Here is a 22143-nt window from a genome sequence, read left to right as displayed (position 1 = left end):
ATCTTAAATTATGTCTGTATTCGTACAAGTTGACCACGTTCATCGCGTTTTTAATCTCCCCAATGGAGAAAAATATATTGCCCTGAAAAATATCGAACTTAAAATTAATAAAGGTGAATTTATCACCCTTCTTGGACACTCGGGTTGTGGAAAATCTACCCTATTAAATATTATCGCCGGGTTAGATCAAGCCTCAGAAGGAGGGATTATTTTAGAAGGGCGAGAAGTCCGAGAACCTGGGCCTGATCGAATGGTGGTATTTCAAAATTATTCCCTATTACCTTGGTTAACTGTTAGGGAAAATATCGCCTTAGCCGTTGATGAGGTCTATCGTAAACTGCCTAAAACTGAACGAAAAGAAATTGTTGAAAAACATATTAAATTAGTCGGTTTAAGACAGGCGGCGGATAAACGACCGGGAGAAATTTCGGGGGGGATGAAACAGCGAGTTGCGATCGCTCGTGCCCTATCGATTCGTCCCCAATTATTACTCCTAGATGAACCCTTTGGAGCCTTAGATGCTTTAACTAGAGGCGGGTTACAAGAGCAGTTAATGAAAATCTGCGAAGCCAACCAAGTCAGCGCCGTCATGGTGACCCACGATGTCGATGAAGCCTTATTATTATCCGATCGGATTGTGATGTTAACCAACGGCCCAGAAGCTCATATTGGGCAAATTTTAGACGTGAATATTCCCCGTCCCCGTCAACGGATGGAAGTGGTAAATCATCCCAGCTATTATGCCCTACGGAATGAAGTTGTTTACTTTCTCAACCAACAGAAAAAAGCCAAAAAAACCGTTGGCAAAAAAGCACCGATGGTGGTTTCCAAAAATGGCTTAGAAAAAGTCAATTTAGACCTAGGTTTTATTCCCCTAACCGACTGCGCCCCCCTGATTATTGCCAAAGAAAAGGGTATTTTTGAAGAGTATGGATTAAGTGAAGTTAACCTGAGTCGAGAAACCAGTTGGAAACTGTTAGGTCAAGGAGTCGTAGAAGGTCGTTTAGATGCGGCTCAAATGGTGGCAGGAATGCCTTTCGCGATGACCTTGGGCTTTGGGAAAACTCCAGCGATTCCGATTGTTACGGCTATGACCCTATCTCGAAATGGCAATGGAATTACCCTGAGTAAAAACTTGTATGAAAATGGGGTTAAAACCTTAGCCGATTTTAAAATTTATATCGAAAATCATCTTGACAAAGTGCATACATTGGGCATGGCTCACCCGAGTTCGATGCACAATTTAATGTTGCGTTATTGGTTAGCATCCGGGGGTATTAATCCCGATCAAGATGTTAATTTAACGGTGATTCCACCGCCCCAAATGCAAGCCAATTTAAAAGCCGGAAATATTGATGGGTATTGTGTGGGAGGGCCGTGGAATGCCCGGTCTGTTCATGAGGGCTTAGGATTTGTGATTGCTAATAGTTTTGATATTTTCCCTAATGGACATACGGAGAAAGTTTTAGGCGTAACCGAAGAATGGGCAAATCGCTATCCCAAAACCCATGTTGCTTTAGTAAAAGCATTAATTGATGCCTGTGACTATTGCGATGATCGGCGAAATCGAGAAGAAATTTTAGAGATCTTATGTCGGGATGAATATATCGGATCGGCCCCAGAATATACCCGCTTAGGATTTATTGATCCCGTTGACCGGGGCGATGGTCAACCCCCACAATTATTAGTGAATTACAATCAGTTTTATTTGGATAAAACCAATTGCCCTGATGCTACAGAATTTCTCTGGATCATGGCAGAAATGGCTCGTTGGGGGATTACACCCTTTCCCAAAAACTGGGTTTCTATCCTAGAAAGGGTATTAAGAACTGATGTTTATGGCCAAGCAGCCCGGGAATTAGGATTGTCCGATACAGGACGCGATCGCCAAAGCGTTAAGCTACTTGATGGCACTATTTTTAATCCTAACGATCCGATTAAATATCTCAAAAATCTCAAGATTAAACAAGAAATTCGGATTGAAGAAATTATCCTTGATCCCATAGCAGCCTAGAACATTCTGATCGTCAACCGTTGTTTAGTCTAAAAAATTATGCAAATTTTAGATAGTATTTCTTCCCAACCAATGCCATCCTCAAAATCCGATGCTTTTTTGCTGATTGATCAAGTTTCCAAGGTTTATAACACAGCAAAAGGTGAATATGTTGTACTAGAAGACGTGAATCTTCAGGTGCAAGAAGGCGAATTTATTTGTATTATTGGTCACTCTGGTTGTGGAAAATCCACCCTATTAAATATGGTGGCGGGGTTTAATCAACCCACCACTGGGGTCATCTCCGTTCAGGGACAACTGATCACCGAACCCGGGCCAGAACGGATGGTGGTGTTTCAAAACTATTCCCTCCTACCCTGGTTAACCGCAAAAGAAAATATTCAGTTAGGAGTTGAGTCAGTATATCCTGACAAATCCGCCGCCGAACATAAAACCATTGTTCAAGAAAATTTAGAGTTAGTCGGGCTATCGGAAGCGGCGAATAAAAAACCCTCCCAACTCTCAGGAGGGATGAAACAACGGGTTTCCATCGCCCGCGCCTTAGCCACTCGTCCCCAAATGTTGATTTTAGACGAACCCTTTGGCGCCTTAGACCCCATCACCCGGGAAGAATTACAGGAAGAACTTTTGAGTATTTGGCAGGATCATCGGATTACTGTGTTAATGATTACCCATGATATCGATGAAGCCTTGTTTTTGGCCGATCGCCTGGTAATGATGACCAATGGCCCAGCCGCTCATATTGGGGAGATCCTAGATATTCCTTTCTCCCGTCCCCGTAACCGCGCCAAAATCACCGAAGACCCCCGATACTACGAATTACGCAACCAGGCCCTCGACTTTCTGTTCCGGCGCTTTGCTCACCACGAAGAAGATCAAGAAGATGAAGACACAATTGAACAGACAACCTCTGACATCGGATCTGCACAAAGCACTACAATAGCACCCAGTTCTAGTCCTATTGCAACAGAGGTGTCAAGTATGCAACCTAATAAACCAGATGCTAATGAAAATCCCTATGCTTCCCTGTCTCAACCAAATGTAACCCCCGTACCGGATCAGGTCATAACCTCGGAAGAAATGTCTCCAGCAATAAAGACGGGGGTATTATTTGCCCTTTGGGGGGTGATTATTGCCACTCTAGTCGGGTCATTGATCTTTAACCCCACCTCTACCACGGCCAGTAAGGATGCAGAAACAACCGAATCTGCCTCCCCAACGATGGAAACCGAAACCACCACCGTTACTGAAACCGTAACTCCGGTCACGATAGTCTCTCCCACCCTATCCCCCACCGCTTCCCCTAGCCTATCACCGGATACGGCAACATCAGTGAGTCCCTCTCCCTCTCTGGGTTCAACCCCAACTGTCTCTCCCAATGCGGTGGCGACGATTACCCCGACTCCCGATGCGGTGGCGTCCCCGACTCCCACGACCCCTGCCCCCAGTGCAGTCACCCCGACCCCTGCCCCGACAGTTGCTCCATCTCCCGTGTCTGCTGCGTCCCCAACGCCTGAGAGTGTGGCTTCGGCAACAGCATCACCCTCCCCAACGGTGGCCCAAACCCCCACAACAGCCCCCACGGAAGCGGCAACAACCCCAACAACCTCTCCGACAACACCCCCCACAGAAACGGCAACGGCTACCGGTAGCACGGCTAAAACTCCGAGTGCGGCGGATTTAGAAAAGTTAAATCAAGAGGTTTTTGCCCAAATTAATGAGGCTTGGACAAGCACCCCAGTTACGGCGGTATCCGTTTATCTGGTTAAAGTGAGTCAAACGGGAGAGATTTTGAGTTATGAAGCTAAATCGGCCGATGCAACTCAAAACCTGAATAATACCCCTCTGCCCAAGTTAGTGAAATCCGATGTAACCCAAACTCCCTATACGCAGTTTGAGGTGACATTTACCCCCGTAGGAACCTTGGATTTAAAAGCGGTTCAATAGGGAATATTTTAAGAGAAATTGGGAGTTAATTATTCATCCCAATTTCTCACTCTGAGTTAACAATTTTTATATTAAAAAATTTGGGAATTCGTTGTTGGGCTTCAGCCCACGAATATGGAGGGCTAAAGCCCAACAACTAGCCCAATAACTATTTTATAAATAAAATAATGAAATCGATTAAAACACTTTGTCCTTTCTGTGGTGTCGGTTGTGGTTTGGAAATTCTATCGACAGCAACGACTGATCAAGATATTAAACGAGATGAACATGGAAACCCGATTTGGAAGGTGAGAGGCGATCGCCAACATCCCTCTAGTCTGGGAATGGTCTGTGTTAAAGGAGCTACCGTCACCGAATCAATTCGCCGCGATCGCCTTTTACACCCCATGATTCGAGAAACCCTAGACCAACCCTTCCGTCAGGGGAGTTGGGAGGAAGCCCTAACTCTGATCGTAGATCAGATTCAAACTGTTCGCAATGATTATGGTTCCGATGCTTTATGTATGTACGGCTCCGGTCAGTTTGTTACCGAAGATTATTATGTAGCACAAAAACTATTCAAAGGGTGTTTAGGAACTAATAACTTTGATGCAAATTCTCGTTTATGTATGTCATCAGCCGTGTCGGGTTATGTTCAGAGCTTGGGGTCTGATGGGCCACCCTGTTGTTATGATGATTTAGAATTAACTGATTGTGCCTTTATTGTTGGTAGTAATACCGCCGAATGTCATCCGATTATCTTTAATCGTTTAGCCAAATATCATAAACGAAATCCCCACGTTAAACTAATTGTGGCTGACCCTCGATATACCCAAACCGCCGAAGCCGCCGACCTGCATTTACCCCTTCGCCCCGGAACTGATATTGACCTCTTTAATGGTATAGGTTATTTATTATTAAAATCGGGAGATATAGATACACTTTTTGTGGATGAATGTACCCGTAATTTCAAAGAATATGCTCAACTTTTACAATCTTATCCTCCCGAAAAAGTTGCCGAAACCTGTGGAATTACTATCGAAGCCTTAGAAACGGCTGCCCGCTATTGGCAAGAATCAAAACGGGTTTTATCTCTGTGGTCAATGGGATTAAATCAATCCTCCGAGGGTACGGCAAAAGTGCGATCGCTAATTAATTTGCACCTGATGACCGGTCAAATTGGTAAACCCGGTTCTGGCCCCTTTTCCCTCACCGGACAACCCAACGCCATGGGCGGACGGGAAGCCGGGGGACTCTCCAATCTCTTACCGGGCTATCGATTTGTCACTAACCCCCAACATCGGGCCGAAGTCGAACAGTTTTGGGGTATTCCCCCAGGTCAGATCTCTCCCACCCCCGGACGCACCGTTTGGGATATGATTCTCGGTTTAGAACAGGATCAGGTTAAGTTTCTCTGGATCGCCGCCACCAACCCGGCCGTCAGTATGCCCGACCTGGAACGTACCAAAGCCGCCCTATTAAAATCCCCTTTTACCGTCTATCAAGAAGCCTACTATCCCACGGAAACCTCCCCCTACGCCCATATTTTACTCCCCGCGACCCAATGGAGTGAAAAAACCGGGGTGATGACCAACTCAGAACGGCGTGTTACATACTGTCCGGGGTTTGATGTCCCCCTGGGAGAAGCCCGACATGACTGGGAAATTTTTGCCGATGTCGGGAGGCGTTTAGGGTTTAAGGAACAATTTGCCTTTCAAACCTCGGCGGATGTCTATGCTGAATTTGTGCGGCTGACTAAAGGGCGTCCCTGTGATATGTCCGGGTTAAGTCATGAGCGTTTGCAACAGCAGGGGCCGACCCAGTGGCCCTGTCCAGAAGGGGAAGTTAACACCGATATTTCCTGCAAACGCCTCTACACCAATAATTATTTTGCCACCGCCGACGGTCGGGCAATTTTTGGCCCCTACCATTCCAAAGGTTTAGCCGAACCCAGTGATCCCGATTATCCCTATGTCTTAACAACGGGTCGCCTGTATGGTCACTGGCACACCCTTACCCGCACCGGGAGAACGGCAAAAATTCAACAAATGCACCCCGACCCGTTCATTGAAATTCATCCCAAGGATGCAGCTAATTTGGGGGTTGAAAATGGCCATATTGTGGAAGTGCGTTCTCGGCGGGGAAGTTGTCGGTTTCCCGCTAAAGTCACCGCCTTTATCGCCCCGGGCACCGTATTTGTCCCGATGCACTGGGGGGCATTATGGGCTGCAGATGCAGAAGCTAATCATTTAACCCATCCCCACGCCTGTCCCGATTCCCGCCAACCGGAATTAAAAGCCTGTGCAGTACAGATTAAATCAGTCATCAGTCATCAGTTATCAGTGGGGAACCTTTGATAATTTTTATCGACTATTAGAGTAAGCCAGGAGTTAGAAAAACTGCTAACTTCAATCTACCTCAGAGAACTTAAAAAGTCTGATCAAGACCTTTAAAATCATCTTTTAGGATGAGGCAAATTCCCTGAAAAAACTTTATTATAAAATAGATAAAGGGATTCAAAATTTTATTAAGTTGAGTTGACCTATGAAACCGACATTAACCTTAGCAACATTAGTATTATTAGCGAGTTCAATGCTCCCAGCCCATGCTGTGATGCCTAATAACCGGATTAATACGAATTCCGCCAGACAACCCTCTCAAGATTTAATTCTGGCTCAAAATAACTTTGATCAATATCGTCAACAGCGTCATGCACAGTTAGAACAACAAATGCGGGAGGAGGTGAAAAAACCTCAATATAATAATTTATCCCCAGCCCAAAAAGCTAAAATGATTCGGGATGCTCATACGACTTTGGATAAAAGTTTAGACCGGGAATATGAAACCTGGAAACAACAGCAATCCAATAATAACAATAATGGTCGTTACAACAATAATGGTCGTTATAATAACAACAATCCTAATAATAACAACAATCCTAACAATTTCAATAATCAACAGTCCTTTGACCAATATCGTCAACAGCGCCATGCACAGTTAGAACAACAAATGCGACAAGAGGTTAATAAACCCCAATATCGCAATTTATCCTCATCCCAAAAAGCCCAAATGATTCGGGATGCTCATAGTGACTTGGATAACAGTTTAGATCAGGAATATGAAACCTGGAAAAAACAGCAATCCAATAACAATAATGGTCGTTATAATAATACCAATTCCAACAACCGCAACAATCGCAATAACCCCAACAATCCCAATAGTCAACAATCCTTTGATCAATATCGTCAGCAACGTCATGCTGAGTTAGAACAACAAATGCGACAAGAGGTAAATAAACCTCAGTATAATAATTTATCTCCCGCCCAAAAAGCCCAAATGGTTCGAGATGCTCATACGGCTTTAGATCAACGTTTAGATCAGGAGTATGCAGCCTGGCAACGGGGTGACAATAACGGGAATTACAATGGTCAGTATGATTCAGGAACTTATAATGGGAGCGATCGCTATGATCGTTATAATCGCAATAATCAACCCTATCCTAACGGCGGTTACAATCGTTAATTAGCGATCGCACCCTCTAGGATATCTGGAATCATTGGATCATTGAATTAAAATTTAGGCTCAAAGCTCAAACCTATTAAAATAGGTTGAAAAATTAATAAAGCTAAAACTTTAGTTAGTTAAAACTGACTAAAGTTTTTAGTATTCAGGAGTAAGAATCGAGTTAATTTATTAATTTTTGAAAGTCAAAAGGAGTTTGCTGTTAATTGATAATAAAAAGGGGAAGGTTCAGTTAAATTTATAGCAGATATTCGAGATATTGGTGAACCCGCCCCTACGGGAATTATATTGAATTAAGCGGACATATCGCTTGCCGTCGCCGTTGTAACTCCAACACAAAAAAAATCGTCTTCACGATCTGGATGCTTGATCAGGACTTACGCAGTTACGCTATATGTAGCGTACTAAAATGCGCTATATATAGCGCTACGCATTAAAGTTAGTTAGGGCTGAATGAGGCGTGAACGCCTCACTACTTTTATCTGGTTGATGGTTAATATTAATTTTATGTTAGGCGATCGCTAGTACCAAAATCAAGGCGATCGCAAATAAAATAATAAACGTCCAAATAGAATCCGGTTGATTAAGACGTTTTTGGCGATCGCATTTTAAACACACATAATGATCGGGATCTTGGGAATTTCTCACCCAGTTGCAGAAGGTTTAGAAAACGCGATTTTATATACAGGGCTACGCTACGCATAGCGTAGCTGCGTAAGTCCTGTTGATGATGCTGCAAAAAAATTTAAAAAACTATTGCCGTTAACCAAACTCTTTTGTGTTAATATGTCATTCAAGTAGTCTTTTTGCAGACGCCAAAAAGCGCCCATACCTGAAGGGCGGACGCTAAGGCTCTCGCTTGGCTACAAAGCTGAACGTATGTAGACAAGGATACTTTGATGACTCCTAAATACTTACGTTTTACAACTCTATCTCTCTGTATGATCAGAGTGTCTGATTCAGGTCTCGACGGATTGATCGCGGACACGACTCTGATCCTGTTGCTTCTGGATTTAGCTGCATTTGTCTGGCGGACTCTAGCAGATAAAAACCGAAGAAAGTAGGGGCACAATAAAGCTAACGATAACAACATCTAACTTCAGACATCCAGTTGATCGGCAAATCGACTGGATTTTTTTATCCCCAAGTAAAATACTACACAAGCAGTGCAGCATAGGTGATCAGTCAAGGCTAAGGGGACTTAGCAATCTACATTAGATCTTATATCTCAATGTACTTCAATATAAACATTATACTTTATTTTGTCAAGGTAGATAAAAGTAGATAAAAGTTTTTGTTTAAAGTCAATTAATGTAAATTAAAGTCAGTTAAAGTTATTATTAGAGGTTACTACTTACCACTGGATACAATCATGGAGATCAATTCAGGGTTGGACTTTATCAGTACACAACTGCCGACCAAGAATCTCAAAACCTTGAGTACCCTTGAAACTATTATCTTGAAAGAGACGTGGAAGGGTAAAGATGGCAAAAGTTATGACGAAATTGGAGCAAGCCAGGGGTTTGTAGGTGAAAGCGTTAAGATGGCTGCATACAAACTTTGGCAGAGATTGTCAAACCTATGTGGAGAAAAGGTAAATCGGAATAATGTGCAAGCGGTAGTAGAGCATTACTATCGTTACTATAATAAAGTTGAGATCGCCATTCCCGAAAATATTGCTAATGAAAATAATATTTTTGTTAGTCGGGAAGATGCGTTCGCTGACCTTAAAACCAAAATCAATCAGGGTGCAAAAATTATTTTAATTCAAGCCGCAGCAGGAATTGGTAAAACAACTCTGGCTACAGAATTTCTGAAGAATCAAAACTTTGATAAAATCTTATATTTGACGATGGCGAAGGAAAGAGAAACCATCTCGCCTGTTGAAAGTATTGTTGACGAATGGCTGAAAAAGGATTTTGATGAGGAACCTGGACGGGATTTTATGGTATCCTTGGGACGACTAAAACGATTGTTACAAAATCAAAAAATTGGGATATTAATTGATAACTTAGAACCTGCACTGGATTCTGAATTTAGATTTATTGAACCCCATCGACGTTATATTGAGCTATTGAGGATGTTAACAGATCCGATGGTGCAGTCAGTGACTTTAATTACCAGTCGTGAACGTTTGTGTGAAGGAGATATTACGGTTGAAACCTATCGTTTACCTGGCTTAGACTATTGTGCCTGGAAACAATATTTTGAATATTATCAGATTAATAATCATGATTCTATTTTAACTGAAATGCACAAAGCTTATGGGGGAAATGCCAAGGCGATGCGAATTCTTTGCGGTGCAGTTCAAGAAGATGATCAAGGAGATATTCAAGCTTATTGGAATTGTAACAAAGCTGAACTTTTAGCTAAACCTGATTTAAAAAATTTAGTGAATTCTCAGTTTAAGCGTTTGCAAGAACTTAATCCTTCTGCGTTTAAATTATTGCGTCGGTTAGGTTATTGGTATCAAAATGCTCTGACAGTTCCTTATCAGGGCTTATTATGTTTATTATGGGATTTCAACAAAGGTGAACAACGTCGGGTGATTGAGTCATTAAAAAATTGTTCTTTAGTGGAATTTAAAAATGGTGAATTCTTTTTACATCCAATGATTAGAGAAGAAGCGATCGCACGTTTTAGACAAAGTGAAGATTGGAAAACCGTTAATATTAAACCTGAGAATTTTTGGAAAGATTGTGTTAATAATTTTTTAGAAAATATTGGGGCAAAATGTGAACTAGCTGAAGCCTATTATCAATTGGCTTTAACCTATCAACAGATGGGGGATAGGGAAAACAGCAAACCTAATTTTGATAATGCAATTCAACTGTTTACAGAAATTGAAGCACCTCTACAGGTTGAGAGGGTGATAAAGTCAATCATTAATAAATAATAAATAGGACTGAGGTACACAAACCAAGAAACCGGGTTTCTGACTATTATTTCTGGGATGAAATCAAGACTTATTGTTCAGAAACCCGGTTTCTGTGCTAATCAGCGAGGACAACCTCTTAAAGTCCCCCAATTTTGGGGGATTTAGGGGGCAAATATTGCTGCTTTAGAAATCTGTTCCAAAACGGCTGATCAATCCTTCATAACCTTAACATTCTCAACAGTATACATTTCAAGCCATCTAGCCCCCTAGCCCCCAACATTGGGGGGAAAATAAATAATTAGGACTTTTTAGGGCGATTGCTATTATCATTGGTATGCGATCGCCTACTTTTGACACGCTATATATAGCCTGCTTGCGTAAGTCATGACAGTGTTTAGGTCTAAATAGTCAAATCTCGAATATGGATTAAGTAAATTCTATTTTCTTTCATAATTTAATTGCCTCATTCAATATTTTTTCTCGAATAAAGTAATGTAAAGATTTTGCTGTCACCACATCAACCTTACGATTTAAAATCTGCTCTAAATCTTCAATTAACCCCACTGGAAACCAAGGAGAAATTTTAGAGACATCGTAATCAATTAAAAAATCAATATCACTATTCTCTGTTTCTTCTCCTCTAGCCACGGAACCAAATATTCGCACATTGAATGCTCCATGTTGATCAGCTATTTGCAAAATATCTTCTCGTTTTTGTTGTAGAAATTCTCTAATTTTCATGATCTCAATCCTAATTATTTTTACTGTAATAATTAATAAACCTGCGATCGCTCGTCTCTTAAAATCAATTAAGCTCATCGGCTTGATTAGCTCGATATTTTACCCAATCTCGCCCAAAATCGTTAGAACAATAGTTAAACAATTGTACATCAATAACGATGATAGCCTGTCTAATCTATGGCTTTAAGATAAAATGATCACAGTGTTTAGGTCTAAACAGTCGAAAATCACGCTGATCGATTGTCAAAACAGTTTGAATGTTGAGTCGTTCTGCGATCGCCATGATGCAGGCATCAACAAAATCAATTCTACTATCGATATATTGTTCTAAAATGTTGGCAGTACGCTCAATATCTTCCTCCACCGCGACAATGAGTTCAAATCGACTAGCAGATAAACCGTGCAGAAATTGGACAACGGTAGTAATTCCTGCATCACGACCGATTAAATATGCAATTTCAACTAATGCGACCTGGGGAAGAAAAATCTGTTGATACTGCAAGTAAATGGGAGTCACCTCAGCATGGCGTTGATCCAAACGATTAGCAAGAGCGACAACAAAACCAGTATCGGCGATTACTCTTTCCATGTAAAACCAGAGGTTGAGTTCAGTTCTCGATTCAAGATTTCCTCAGACTGGGTTGCCAAATCGGGTGAACCTGCGAAAAGACCAATTAGGGGGTCTTCTGACTGGGGAATTGGGGCAATTTCTCCTGTCGAGGGTGGCATTTTTTGTTCGACTAACTGCATAATTTGACTAGCTAGATGAATTTGATCGGATAAGCTCAATTCTTGAGCCGCCTTGAGGAGTTCTTGAACTTTCATAAGAGATTTCTCAACCAATTTTATTGAGGGGTTAGATCATACTTTACTATTCTATATTCCCAGAGTGTTTGGGCTAATTTCTAACAAAATTACCAAATCTAACCAACAACAGATAGCCTGTAAGTAGGTGGTCATAAATAGAGTTAAAATAAGAAATGAATAAATATCAGAGGAATAGTCATGCCACTCAGGTTAAGAATTCAACTAACAGAAGAAGAAAAACAAGAGCTACTAACTCTGTATCAGCAAGAGAAAGTTCCGAAAAGAACAAGGCAGAGAATAGATATATTAATGTTTAGTGATGGAGGATGGATGGTCTCAAAAATAGCCCAGACTTTAAGGTGTTCAGAAGCCATGGTAAGAAAAACAATAACTCGATGGATAAATCAAGAAAAAGAAGGATTATTTGATGCTCCTCGTTCGGGAAGAAAACGGAGGTGGAAAGAAGAAGATATAGAATATTTAGAAACTTGTATAGAGTCAGATGAAAGAACTTATAATAGCCGTCAACTGTCGGAAAAACTTCTGCGAGAGAGAGCGATCGCACTAAGCGCAGAAAGAATTAGAAAAATCTTAAAAAAAAAAGACTGGCGCTGGAAAAGAACAAAAGCCAGTTTAAAGAAAAAACAGAATCCCGAAAAAACAGCGAGCAAGAAAAGAGATTTGGAGACGTTAAAGCGTTATGAAGAAGAGGGTTTGGTCAGATTAAAATATTTAGATGAGGCAGGTTTTTGTTTATGGAGTCCTGTGAGTTACACCTATGTAAAAAAGGGGAAGCAGAAACAAATAAACCAGACGAAAAAGCGAGGAAAAAGATTGAATGTAATTGGAGTATTAGAAAAAGGAAAAAGTTTTGAGTACGGTTTAAGTTTGTCAGGAATTACAAGTGAGAATTACATAAAATTTATAGATTGGCAAGCGGAAAAAGCTGAAAAGCATTTTCAAAATACTCGACAAATTACCGTACTGATTCAAGATAACTACAGTGTCCATAAAAGTCAAAAAATACAAGAAAAAGAAAGGGAGTGGCAAGACAAAAAATTAGAATTTTTCTTCCTGTCTGCTTATAGCCCTGAATTGAATGAAATCGAACCAGAATGGCATCAATTAAAAACTCATGAACTGGCGGGAAGAATGTTTGAAGATGAATATGATTTGAGCCAAGCTGTAATTCAAGCCATTGAAGATAGAAACGAAAGAAATGATTGTACCTGCGATCGCTTGCGATTTAATTCCCTGAGTAACTCTCAAGAATTATCCTAAACAATTTTTTCTATTGTTGACTTTATTTATGACCACCTACTTATGAACTGGACACAACACCCGCAGAAGAATTCCAGAGGTTCCCGAATTGTGCAATAATGATCCGGCAGTCTCCCAACAAGTGCGTGCGTCCGATGGCCGAAAGTCCCCAAGCTCCCGATGAACTGATCCAGGTTTTAGCAGAATTTCAGGATCTGCATTTTGAACTCCCTGATCCAGAAGCGGAAATTCCTGAATTGGATTTTGAACACCAAATTGATATCGCTTGGAAGGTTTGCGATCGCTTCGACTTGCAAACGGAAATCTGGCGCGGCAGAATTTTAAGAGTGGTTCGCGATCGCGAGAAAAAAGGCGGCGAAGGACGGGGAACAGGGTTTTTAAATTGGTTAAAAGAAAGGGAAATTAGTAAAAGTCAAGCATACGCTTTAATTGAATTAGCTAATAGCGCTGATGCCCTATTACTTCAAGGTCATCTTAACCCCGATGCGATTAATAATTTTAGTAAACGAGCATTTATAGAAACAGCAAAAGCCCCCGCAGAAGTTCAACAAATGGTTAGTGATGCGGCTTGCAATGGCGATCGAATTACCCGCCGGGAAGTCCGACAATTGAATGATGAATGGACGGCAATGAGCTCGGATTTAATACCCGATAGCATTCGAGAAAAAGCCACGGAGGGCGCAATGCCGCCTCGCTATTTAGCGCCTTTAGTGCGAGAAATGGAAAAACTACCGGAAGTTCATATTACGGAATTACAACGGGAAATGATCGAAAATCCTGATGTAGATACGATTAAACAGTTAACATCGGAAGCGAAAAATTTATCTAAATATTTGGATGCGGCGGGTCAAGTTCAAGCCTTAACTCAGTCTTCTGTGGATATGGAAATGGCATTAGAAGAAGCGCTGCGGGTGGGATGTTTAAATACGGCTTCTGATTTAGTTAAACAAGCCACAGTCCTCGAACAAACCATGGTTAGACTGTATAGCAGTTGGAAACGAGTGGGCAGTTTAGCCGACCGTTTATATGTAGATACCGGAGCAAGTACCCCCCATTTGCGATCGCTTTTAGGCTGTTTAGAACAGTTAGCGGGTCAAATTATTGAAGTACAATTAGGCGATGGTAGTGAGGGCAAAATTCGCTTACAAATTCTATCGGATAACGATTAAAACCAAGCCGTGGGTTGGCGTCAGCCCTATGGTAGCAGCGCGCCCTCGCTCGCTGTGATTTCCTCAACTATAATTTCCTAAACTGTTAAGCATTTTAACCATAGATTCTAGGTAAAATATAAATCCTAGCGATCCAAAGACGCACAGAATCACCCGGGGCTTTGTCAACGCCCTACCCCAAATATTAAATTAAAAACTTAGTTATTATAGAGGATAACTGATCTGATGTAAGATTCTGGAGATCTGAATCAGTTACAAGATCATCTCTTTACAAACATCATCAAAATTGTATGCTAAGTTGCAACGGATTTGAGCTATACAACCTGTTCCCGAGTTCTACTGCTATTTCCTATCCTAATCTATCATCAACCCTGCAAGATCAATGTTTATATGATTGTCAGGTAGATACTTCGGAAACGGGAGAAGTTGTGGCTAATTTTTTTAACTCTAACCCTTTATTACCCGGGGTAATTTTAACAGAAAATAACAATTTTTTTGGGATGATTTCTCGACAACGATTTTTAGAACGGTTAAGCCGTCCCTATGGTATTGAACTATTTTTAAAACGTCCTTTAAAAGTATTGTATCGCTGGGAAAATAAAGAAATTTTAGTTCTACCGGGTTCTACGCCAATTTTAGAAGCCACTCAAACCGCCTTACAGCGTTTACCCGATTTAGTTTATGAGCCCATTGTGGTTGAATTTTCTCCCCAGATTTATCGACTGATTGATATGTACCAACTGTTACTGGCTCAGTCCAAAATTCATCAATTATCGAATCAAGTTCTCCACAAATTATATCAGGAATTACAAATTCAAGCCAGCTTAGATGGATTAACTCAAGTCCCCAACCGTCGGTTTTTTGACCAATATTTTGATCAACAATGGTCACAACTAAAATCCACTGAATTTCCCCTATCTCTGATTTTTATTGATGTCGATTACTTCAAAAATTATAATGATACCTACGGACATCAAGCGGGAGATGATTGTCTTAAACAAGTCGCTCAAGTCATCGCCCAAACTTTAACATCAAAACCGGGTTTAGTGGCTCGATATGGAGGGGAAGAATTTGTTGTTGTGTTACCCAAAATTGATCAAAATGAAGCGGTTTCAATAGCCGAAAAAATCCGAGATAATCTCAAATCTATTCAACTTAATCATCAAAATTCTTCGGTGAGTTCCTATGTCACCTTGAGTTTAGGAATTGCTACCGCAGAATTTGGAAATCCAGAAACCATAAAAACGATTAAAACACCCGGAGATTTAATTATTATAGCGGATCAAGCCTTATATAAAGCTAAAAATCAAGGACGTGATCGGGTGGTTTGTTCGAGTTTGAGACATCCCTATCTCTGGGTAACAAATCCCGCAATTTGACTTCAAAATTCCCGGAAAGACAGCTAAAATTACACAATCATATTGTTGTTTTTTAAATCTGTATCGCGGATGATAGGAGTATGTATCCCCCATTAGTTTAACAGCAGGTAAACAGATTAATAATAGGTTAAATTTTAAATTTTGCTTCAAATTATAAATTATAGAATAAAATGGAGTAAAGGCTTTTCAGGGTGAAACGGTATCCTTTAAGCTGTTAAGGATTTGAAAGACACTACCCCGGTCATCAATATGACTAAATTGTAAAGATTTTACGGTTTTTGAATCGGTAATTTAGATGCAGCAACAGCTATCCAATCAATTGAAATGCAATCTTTCAATCTATTTATCTTGACATGATTATGCTCAATACTTACTCTATGGAAATGTCATCCTTAATGCTTCCTTTTTCATCAATTAATGAATTAAATTTAGGGTCAACCCTGAAAGATTTATCTTTGTATGATGCTCAAGTTGATGTCAATCAACCGGGAATCATTCTGACTCAGAAGTTAGAAGAAAATCCCCTGATTCCTGGGGTGATGCTCACTCAAAATGGTCAGTTTAGCGGAATGATTTCTCGACGAATATTTTTAGAATGTTTAAGTCGTCCCTATGGACGGGAATTATTTTTACAACGGTCTATTCGTTCATTACAACGGTTTGCTCAAAGCCAATTATTAGTTTTATCAGGAGATACCTTAATCGTAGAAGCAGCCCATCGAGTTGTCAAGCGATCGCCTGAATTATTATATGAACCCATTGTAGTTCAGTTAACAGAAAATCGTCATCAACTTCTCGATATTCAACAATTATTAGTTGCTCAATCCCATATTCATCAATTAGCAACTGAATTATTACGTCAACAGGCTCAATCCCAACTGATTCAAACTGAAAAATTAGCCAGTTTAGGAAAAATGGTCGCTGGAGTAGCCCATGAAATCCGAAATCCTGTCAGTTGTATTTTAGGAAATTCTAGCTGTCTCTTAAATTATTATCAAGATTTAATTAAGTTAATTCAAACCTATGAAGACAATATCGAAAAACCTTGTCCGGCGATTGATGATGTTAAAGCTGAAATTGATTTTGAATTTTTGCAGCAAGACTTAGGAGAAGCAGTTAAAAGTATTTTAGTCAGTTCAGAACGTCTGAGTCAACTGGTTAATAGTTTGCATAGTTTTTCTCACATGGATGGTAGTCAACGGCGGGAAATCAATATTCATGATTGTCTGGATGGAACATTATTGATTTTAAAAAATCGTCTAAAACAGGGAATTGAAGTGGTGAAAAATTATGGCGATATTCCTTTGATTAAATGCTATTCTGGTCAACTAAGTCAAGTGTTTATGAACCTAATTTCAAATGCAATTGATGCCTTAGAAGAAATTGATCAAAAGTCTCCCAAAATTGAGATTAATACCCAGGTTAAAACCCTATCTCAAGATCAAATATATCCGGCGCAGTTAGCCCAACTTTCTCAGGGAAATCGATTATTATACTGTTTACCAACTGACAAAGAATCCTTATCTTTGAGTGAGCCAGATATCCTTGATATTGATGTAAACTCGGAATGGCTATCAGTTTGTATTCGGGACAATGGAATGGGTATTCCCCCAGAAATTCAAGCTCGAATTTTTGATACTTTTTTTACCACTAAACCCGCCGGAAAAGGAACCGGATTGGGATTAGCGATTAGCTACCAAATTATTAGCGAAAAACATGGGGGTCAACTGAATTTTATTTCTAATTTAGGATTGGGGACGGAATTTGAGATTTTATTACCAATTATTTAAAACCTGATCACTGATTGTTTCAGGGACTCTAATAAACTTAGAGGTAAATTAAACTGATTGATTTCTCCGATTCCATGATAATCACTCCCTCCTGTTTTTAATAGATTATATTCTTCACAAAGGTTTTCTAACCGTTGAATTTGTGATAAACTATGGTGAGGATGATAAACTTCTAAACCCATTAATCCAGCTTCCAATAATTCTTGAAAAACCGTTTCAACTTTTCCCCCTTGATATAAATAAGGGTGAGCCCAAACCGGAATTGCACCACAGGATTTTAATAATTTAATCCCATCAATACTCGAAAATTTTTCATACTGAACAAATGCAGGTTTATAATCTCCTAACCAGCGATCAAAAGCTTCTTTAGTAGACTTAACATAACCCGCTTTGACCATCGCCATAGCAATATGGGGACGCGCCACCGCCATTCCTTCCCCCATGGGTTCTAACTCAATCGGATAACCCAGTTGAGTCAGTTTTTCTATAATTTGATTGGCTCGATTTTTGCGTCCATTTAAACGTTCTTTGAGAGGATTTTCTAATTTATTTCTATCAGGATAGAACCCTAAAATATGCAATGATCTTTCATTATGAACCGTTGACAATTCCACACCCGGGACAATTTCTATACCGTAGAATTGCGCCACCTGCAATGCTTCTTCCCAACCGGATAAAGTATCATGATCCGTAATTGCTAATGCCTTAACTCCGGCTTCGGCGGCGACCTTTACCAGTTCCGTTGGAGTCAGTTGACCATCGGAGTAGGTGGTATGACAGTGTAGTTCTAACATCGGTTAATTAATCTCCCAGGGATTCCTTTTTTAGAGTATAGTCTGAGGAATCCCTAATCGGAATTAATCCGTCTGAGCGTTTTTTTCCCCCGGTGTGTCCTGTCATACCGTATTTCTTGAAATTACGGTGTGGATAATGTTAATAAAAAAGCCAAATTAGACTCTGCTTTCAAAGCGTGGGGGGCATTAGCAGCCATGATAATAAAAATCCCAGGTTCTAATCTAATATCTTCCCCATTTAAGGTGAAAATTCCTTCTCCTTCTAATACCTGAACTGTAGCATTTCGACTTGAGGTATGTTCAGAAATATCGGTTCCTTTTGCCAGACAAAATAGGGTGTATTGACAGATGTCATTTTTCCACAACACTGAACTTAAAATCCCCGATTCTGAATAGTTGATTTTATCCTTGAGATTTAAGATATTTTCAGTCATAATTGAATCCTTTTACCAAAGTTGATGGGTTTGCAGAAAATCTTGAATAGTTTGATAGAGTAAATGGGCTTGTGCTGGAGAAAATCCCCCGTGACCAGCCCCTTGTATAGTTAATAATTGATTAGATACCCCTAATTCATCTAGCTTGAGATGGAGTTTAACCGCTTGTTGGTGGGGAACTAGCCCATCTTGATTCCCATGAATAGTTAAAATCGGAGGTAGTCCGGGGCGAACATAATTAATCGGGGAAATTTTAGTGGCTAATTCCTGAGTATTGGGTTGTTGACCGAACCACATCAGAGCATAATCTTGGCGGTTCACTCCCAATAAAACATCATTAACATCCATAATCCCAAATAAATTAATAATCGCTGCAACTTTTAATTCAGGTAGGTTTTCATTATTAGCTGTTTCTGTTAATAAATCAAATCCGGCAGAATTAGGTAAAATACTACATAACGTGGCTAAATGTCCCCCGGCTGAACCGCCAATAATAACAATTCTGTTCGGATCAAATTGATATTCAGAAGCATGGGAAAACACCCAACGCAAAGCACACCTAACATCTTCAACCGCCGCTGGAGCTAAAGCCACATTCCCTAGACGATACCCAACATTAACAATCGACCATCCTTGAGTTAAAAACGGGAACAGTTGGGGCAGGACTTCCTCTTTGCTTCCTGATATCCAACCCCCACCATGAACCGCCACCAAAGTTTTATTGACTCCCTGGCGGTTTCGGGGTTTGTAGATATCCAGATGAACTGTAACATCATTAATCCGGCGATAGGGAATATTAGAGAAAACTTCGATTCCTTCAAACAGGAAACGTCCCAGTTCCGCAAAATTAGACATAAATTTAGTTAGGCGTTAAGGCCATGATAAGGGGTGGCAACAATCCGATACAATAAGCCTTAACTATCATAAATGGAGATCAAATACATGACTGGCGAAATTTTCTCAACCGCATTCCTGTGCTTTGCCCTAATTCTTGTGGGTCTGGGTGGGGGCTTTCTGTTACTGAAAATCTAAGACGGGGAATAGGGAGCAGGGGGAGCAGGGGAGGCGGGGGGAGCAGGGGAGGCAGGGGGAGCAGGGGAAGCAGGGGAAGCAGGGGAAGCAGGGAGAAAACTTTTATGTTCCTTTATGTTTCTTGGTCTTTTGCTTGCACGTTTGTTTCCTCTGACTCCGCAATAGTGGATAATCAACTGTCAAATTTTTGTTAAGTTTTGTAAAAAAATGAGAGAATATTTGATAGCATACTTAACAAACTTTAATCTTCAGACTCATATTCATGACTTTATTAATTGTTGGTGGGACTGGCACATTGGGGAGACAGGTGGTGCGTCGCGCCATTGATGAGGGTTATACCGTGCGTTGTTTAGCACGCAGTTACCGCAAAGCCGCATTTTTAAAAGAATGGGGGGCGGAATTGGTTCCTGGGGATTTATGTGACCCTGAAACCTTAAAATCTGCCCTAGAAGGAGTAACGGCCGTCATCGACGCAGCGACAGCCCGTCCTACGGATTCCCTCGGGATTAAACAAATAGACTGGAAAGGGAAAGTTTCTCTGATTCAAGTGGCCAAGGAAGCCGGAGTGGAAAGGTTTATCTTTTTTTCCTTTTTAGATGCGGAGAAATATCCTCAAGTCCCATTATTAGAAATCAAACGCTGTACCGAACTATTTTTAGCCGAGTCCGGTTTAAATTACACCATTTTAAAGCCCTGTGGATTTTTCCAGGGGTTAATCAGTCAATATGCCATTCCAATTTTAGATAAACAAGCGGTTTTGGTTCCGGGGTTAAGTTCTGCCGTTGCCTATATGGACACCATCGATGTCGCTAAATTTGCGGTTAAGGCCCTATCCGTTGCTGAAACTGAGAATAGAAGTTTTCCCATCGTCGGTTCCAAAGCCTGGACAGCCGAGGAAATTATTCGTTTGTGTGAACGGCTTTCGGGTAAAGAAGCTAAAATTACCCGCACCCCCACCCAAGTCCTGCGTCTATTCCGGCAAGTGACCCGTTGGTTTCAGTGGAGTTGGAATGTCTCTGACCGTCTAGCCTTTGCCGAGGTTTTAGCCAATGGTCAATCCCTGCAAGCCTCAATGGATGAAACCTATCAAGTATTTGGCATCGACCCCAAGGAAATCAGCAGCTTAGAAACCTATATGCAGGAATACTTTAGTCGAATTATGAAAAAACTGAAAGAACTCGAATATGAACAGGAAAAACTGAAAAAACGCAAAAAAAGAAGCAATCCCTTCAAGCCCCTCTAACTGAATGCAATCGCCCAAAGACAGAGTATGCTTTAACTATAGCTAAATTTTTGTGTCTACTCAGAATTGGGGTGGAAATTCCAGTTCTGAGATAGACCCTGACTCTGTTTAAACTCAATTTTAAGAAGACGTCGCGTGCCAAAAGTAGGGATTATTTATAATGACTCCAAACCCACCGCTTGTCGTGCTGCTACCGAGATCAAAGATAAGCTGACGGGGCAAGGATTCAAGGTTTGCACTGCACCCGGAACCGGGGGGATATTGGGCTATTCCATGGGGCCAAATCCTTTACATCGGATTCCTATAGATCAACTTGCTCCTCCTGATTTTGATCGGGAGATGATGTTTGCTATTGTTCTGGGTGGAGATGGTACGGTTCTCTCGGCATCTCGTCAACTGGCACCCCATGGTATTCCTCTGTTGGCAGTGAATACGGGTCACATGGGATTTTTAACCGAAACCTACCTGAATCAACTGCCTGCGGTCTTGGAACAAGTTATCGACGGAAACTATATTGTTGAAAACCGCACTATGATTGCGGTGGAGGTATGTCAGTCAGAGGAAGTGCTATGGGAAGCGCTATGTCTGAATGAAATGGTGTTACACCGGGAACCCATGACCTGTATGTGTCATTTTGAAATTAAAATCGGCCGTCATGCTCCGGTGGATATTGCCGCCGATGGGGTGATTATTTCCACTCCCACGGGTTCAACTGCCTATTCCTTATCGGCTGGGGGGGCGGTGGTGACACCCGGGGTGGAAGTGTTACAGTTACTGCCCATCTGTCCCCATTCCCTGGCTTCTCGGGCTTTGATTTATGGGGAAAAGGAACCTGTGATCATTTATCCGGCTAGTCCGAATCAGTTGGTGATGGTAGTCGATGGAAATGGAGGCTGTTATGTGCTTCCAGAATATCAGGTCAAAGTTCGGCGATCGCTCTATCACGCCAAATTTATTAGGCTTCAAGCCCCGGAATTTTTTCAAGTTCTCCGAGAAAAATTGGGCTGGGGACTGCCGCATATTGCTAAACCGACTTCTGTGGAATTGCCGTAGGCAGGGGGAGTAAGAGGGCAGGAGAGGCAGGGGGAGCAGGGGAGGCAGGGGGAGTAAGAGGGCAGGAGAGGCAGGGGGAG

At 41.1% G+C, this 22143-nt stretch carries 19 protein-coding genes; 12 read left to right on the top strand and 7 right to left on the bottom strand.

The features are described from left to right. Positions 1 to 10 precede the first annotated feature (10 nt). The 4 genes from PL9631_RS05000 (at position 11) to PL9631_RS04985 (ending at position 7462) form a co-directional block, all read left to right on the top strand. Positions 11 to 2014 carry an ABC transporter ATP-binding/substrate-binding protein gene (locus tag PL9631_RS05000; RefSeq protein WP_083617655.1) on the top strand — a complete coding sequence of 668 codons (2004 nt, stop codon included), beginning with the start codon at positions 11 to 13 and terminating at the stop codon, positions 2012 to 2014. A 39-nt stretch (positions 2015 to 2053) separates the two neighbouring features. Next, positions 2054 to 3961 carry a nitrate ABC transporter ATP-binding protein gene (locus PL9631_RS26025; RefSeq protein WP_197046267.1) on the top strand — a complete coding sequence of 636 codons (1908 nt, stop codon included), beginning with the start codon at positions 2054 to 2056 and terminating at the stop codon, positions 3959 to 3961. Between the two features lie 167 nt (positions 3962 to 4128). After that, positions 4129 to 6297 carry a molybdopterin oxidoreductase family protein gene (locus PL9631_RS04990; protein WP_331281249.1) on the top strand — a complete coding sequence of 723 codons (2169 nt, stop codon included), beginning with the start codon at positions 4129 to 4131 and terminating at the stop codon, positions 6295 to 6297. 187 nt (positions 6298 to 6484) lie between these two features. Further along, positions 6485 to 7462, top strand: a complete 978-nt coding sequence (locus PL9631_RS04985; RefSeq protein WP_083617651.1) for a hypothetical protein — start codon at positions 6485 to 6487, stop codon at positions 7460 to 7462. A 510-nt stretch (positions 7463 to 7972) separates the two neighbouring features. On the opposite strand, the gene PL9631_RS04980 is transcribed toward PL9631_RS04985, so the two are convergent. Beyond that, positions 7973 to 8110: a hypothetical protein gene (locus PL9631_RS04980; RefSeq protein ID WP_156090458.1), complete on the bottom strand. Its 138-nt coding sequence runs from the start codon at positions 8108 to 8110 to the stop codon at positions 7973 to 7975. A 724-nt stretch (positions 8111 to 8834) separates the two neighbouring features. On the opposite strand from PL9631_RS04980, the gene PL9631_RS04975 reads away from it, so the two are divergent. Beyond that, positions 8835 to 10358, top strand: a complete 1524-nt coding sequence (locus tag PL9631_RS04975) for an NB-ARC domain-containing protein (protein ID WP_083617649.1) — start codon at positions 8835 to 8837, stop codon at positions 10356 to 10358. Between the two features lie 429 nt (positions 10359 to 10787). Here the strand turns inward: PL9631_RS04975 and PL9631_RS04970 are convergent, their stop codons facing one another. The 3 genes from PL9631_RS04970 to PL9631_RS04960 form a co-directional block, all read right to left on the bottom strand. Beyond that, positions 10788 to 11081 (bottom strand): nucleotidyltransferase family protein, encoded by a 294-nt coding sequence (locus tag PL9631_RS04970; protein WP_083617746.1) that lies wholly within the window; start codon positions 11079 to 11081, stop codon positions 10788 to 10790. 175 nt (positions 11082 to 11256) lie between these two features. Further along, positions 11257 to 11670, bottom strand: coding sequence for a type II toxin-antitoxin system VapC family toxin (locus PL9631_RS04965; protein WP_083617647.1), 414 nt, complete (start codon positions 11668 to 11670; stop codon positions 11257 to 11259). Then, the gene (locus PL9631_RS04960) at positions 11658 to 11906 is read right to left on the bottom strand and encodes a hypothetical protein (protein WP_083617645.1); all 249 of its coding nucleotides are present in this window, start codon (positions 11904 to 11906) and stop codon (positions 11658 to 11660) included. The genes PL9631_RS04965 and PL9631_RS04960 overlap by 13 nt, the downstream gene beginning before the upstream one ends. Before the next feature lie 180 nt (positions 11907 to 12086). Here PL9631_RS04960 and PL9631_RS04955 point away from each other — a divergent pair, with 180 nt between their 5' ends. The 4 genes from PL9631_RS04955 to PL9631_RS04940 all read left to right on the top strand — a co-directional run bounded on the left by PL9631_RS04955 (position 12087) and on the right by PL9631_RS04940 (position 17507). Then, positions 12087 to 13169, top strand: a complete 1083-nt coding sequence (locus tag PL9631_RS04955; RefSeq protein ID WP_083616166.1) for an IS630 family transposase — start codon at positions 12087 to 12089, stop codon at positions 13167 to 13169. 134 nt (positions 13170 to 13303) lie between these two features. Then, complete coding sequence (locus PL9631_RS04950) at positions 13304 to 14338, top strand: hypothetical protein (protein ID WP_083617643.1); 1035 nt, start codon at positions 13304 to 13306, stop codon at positions 14336 to 14338. 290 nt (positions 14339 to 14628) lie between these two features. Further along, positions 14629 to 15717 (top strand): GGDEF domain-containing protein, encoded by a 1089-nt coding sequence (locus tag PL9631_RS04945; RefSeq protein WP_083617641.1) that lies wholly within the window; start codon positions 14629 to 14631, stop codon positions 15715 to 15717. A 359-nt stretch (positions 15718 to 16076) separates the two neighbouring features. Continuing rightward, positions 16077 to 17507, top strand: a complete 1431-nt coding sequence (locus tag PL9631_RS04940) for a sensor histidine kinase (protein ID WP_083617639.1) — start codon at positions 16077 to 16079, stop codon at positions 17505 to 17507. Here PL9631_RS04940 and PL9631_RS04935 read toward each other — a convergent pair. The 3 genes from PL9631_RS04935 to PL9631_RS04925 form a co-directional block, all read right to left on the bottom strand. Beyond that, the gene (locus PL9631_RS04935; RefSeq protein WP_083617637.1) at positions 17504 to 18301 is read right to left on the bottom strand and encodes a PHP domain-containing protein; all 798 of its coding nucleotides are present in this window, start codon (positions 18299 to 18301) and stop codon (positions 17504 to 17506) included. The genes PL9631_RS04940 and PL9631_RS04935 overlap by 4 nt on opposite strands. A 122-nt stretch (positions 18302 to 18423) precedes the next feature. Further along, positions 18424 to 18735: a cupin domain-containing protein gene (locus PL9631_RS04930; RefSeq protein ID WP_083617635.1), complete on the bottom strand. Its 312-nt coding sequence runs from the start codon at positions 18733 to 18735 to the stop codon at positions 18424 to 18426. A gap of 12 nt (positions 18736 to 18747) precedes the next feature. Then, positions 18748 to 19590, bottom strand: a complete 843-nt coding sequence (locus PL9631_RS04925; protein ID WP_083617633.1) for an alpha/beta hydrolase — start codon at positions 19588 to 19590, stop codon at positions 18748 to 18750. A gap of 72 nt (positions 19591 to 19662) precedes the next feature. Here PL9631_RS04925 and petM point away from each other — a divergent pair, with 72 nt between their 5' ends. The 3 genes from petM to PL9631_RS04910 all read left to right on the top strand — a co-directional run bounded on the left by petM (position 19663) and on the right by PL9631_RS04910 (position 22063). Continuing rightward, positions 19663 to 19767 (top strand): cytochrome b6-f complex subunit PetM, encoded by a 105-nt coding sequence (gene petM, locus PL9631_RS04920; protein WP_407947573.1) that lies wholly within the window; start codon positions 19663 to 19665, stop codon positions 19765 to 19767. A 262-nt stretch (positions 19768 to 20029) separates the two neighbouring features. Continuing rightward, entirely contained in the window at positions 20030 to 21010 is a 981-nt protein-coding gene (locus tag PL9631_RS04915) for an SDR family oxidoreductase (RefSeq protein WP_083617627.1), read from the top strand. Positions 21011 to 21145: 135 nt separating this feature from the next. Further along, complete coding sequence (locus tag PL9631_RS04910; RefSeq protein WP_083617625.1) at positions 21146 to 22063, top strand: NAD(+) kinase; 918 nt, start codon at positions 21146 to 21148, stop codon at positions 22061 to 22063. Positions 22064 to 22143 lie beyond the last annotated feature (80 nt).

This window comes from Planktothrix paucivesiculata PCC 9631 (assembly GCF_900009265.2).
GTDB classification, from domain to species: domain Bacteria; phylum Cyanobacteriota; class Cyanobacteriia; order Cyanobacteriales; family Microcoleaceae; genus Planktothrix; species Planktothrix paucivesiculata.
Note: the sequence above shows the minus strand (reverse complement) of the source record. Positions and strands in the feature narration are given on the sequence as shown.

What these genes read in the sequence shown, in the direction of transcription:
- PL9631_RS05000 (WP_083617655.1), top strand. Translation starts at nt 11, where the DNA reads ATGTCTGTATTCGTACAAGTTGACCACGTTCATCGCGTTTTTAATCTC.
- PL9631_RS26025 (WP_197046267.1), top strand. Translation starts at nt 2,054, where the DNA reads ATGCAAATTTTAGATAGTATTTCTTCCCAACCAATGCCATCCTCAAAA.
- PL9631_RS04990 (WP_331281249.1), top strand. Translation starts at nt 4,129, where the DNA reads ATGAAATCGATTAAAACACTTTGTCCTTTCTGTGGTGTCGGTTGTGGT.
- PL9631_RS04985 (WP_083617651.1), top strand. Translation starts at nt 6,485, where the DNA reads ATGAAACCGACATTAACCTTAGCAACATTAGTATTATTAGCGAGTTCA.
- PL9631_RS04975 (WP_083617649.1), top strand. Translation starts at nt 8,835, where the DNA reads ATGGAGATCAATTCAGGGTTGGACTTTATCAGTACACAACTGCCGACC.
- PL9631_RS04970 (WP_083617746.1), bottom strand. Translation starts at nt 11,081, where the DNA reads ATGAAAATTAGAGAATTTCTACAACAAAAACGAGAAGATATTTTGCAA.
- PL9631_RS04965 (WP_083617647.1), bottom strand. Translation starts at nt 11,670, where the DNA reads ATGGAAAGAGTAATCGCCGATACTGGTTTTGTTGTCGCTCTTGCTAAT.
- PL9631_RS04960 (WP_083617645.1), bottom strand. Translation starts at nt 11,906, where the DNA reads ATGAAAGTTCAAGAACTCCTCAAGGCGGCTCAAGAATTGAGCTTATCC.
- PL9631_RS04955 (WP_083616166.1), top strand. Translation starts at nt 12,087, where the DNA reads ATGCCACTCAGGTTAAGAATTCAACTAACAGAAGAAGAAAAACAAGAG.
- PL9631_RS04950 (WP_083617643.1), top strand. Translation starts at nt 13,304, where the DNA reads ATGGCCGAAAGTCCCCAAGCTCCCGATGAACTGATCCAGGTTTTAGCA.
- PL9631_RS04945 (WP_083617641.1), top strand. Translation starts at nt 14,629, where the DNA reads ATGCTAAGTTGCAACGGATTTGAGCTATACAACCTGTTCCCGAGTTCT.
- PL9631_RS04940 (WP_083617639.1), top strand. Translation starts at nt 16,077, where the DNA reads ATGCTCAATACTTACTCTATGGAAATGTCATCCTTAATGCTTCCTTTT.
- PL9631_RS04935 (WP_083617637.1), bottom strand. Translation starts at nt 18,301, where the DNA reads ATGTTAGAACTACACTGTCATACCACCTACTCCGATGGTCAACTGACT.
- PL9631_RS04930 (WP_083617635.1), bottom strand. Translation starts at nt 18,735, where the DNA reads ATGACTGAAAATATCTTAAATCTCAAGGATAAAATCAACTATTCAGAA.
- PL9631_RS04925 (WP_083617633.1), bottom strand. Translation starts at nt 19,590, where the DNA reads ATGTCTAATTTTGCGGAACTGGGACGTTTCCTGTTTGAAGGAATCGAA.
- petM (WP_407947573.1), top strand. Translation starts at nt 19,663, where the DNA reads ATGGAGATCAAATACATGACTGGCGAAATTTTCTCAACCGCATTCCTG.
- PL9631_RS04915 (WP_083617627.1), top strand. Translation starts at nt 20,030, where the DNA reads ATGACTTTATTAATTGTTGGTGGGACTGGCACATTGGGGAGACAGGTG.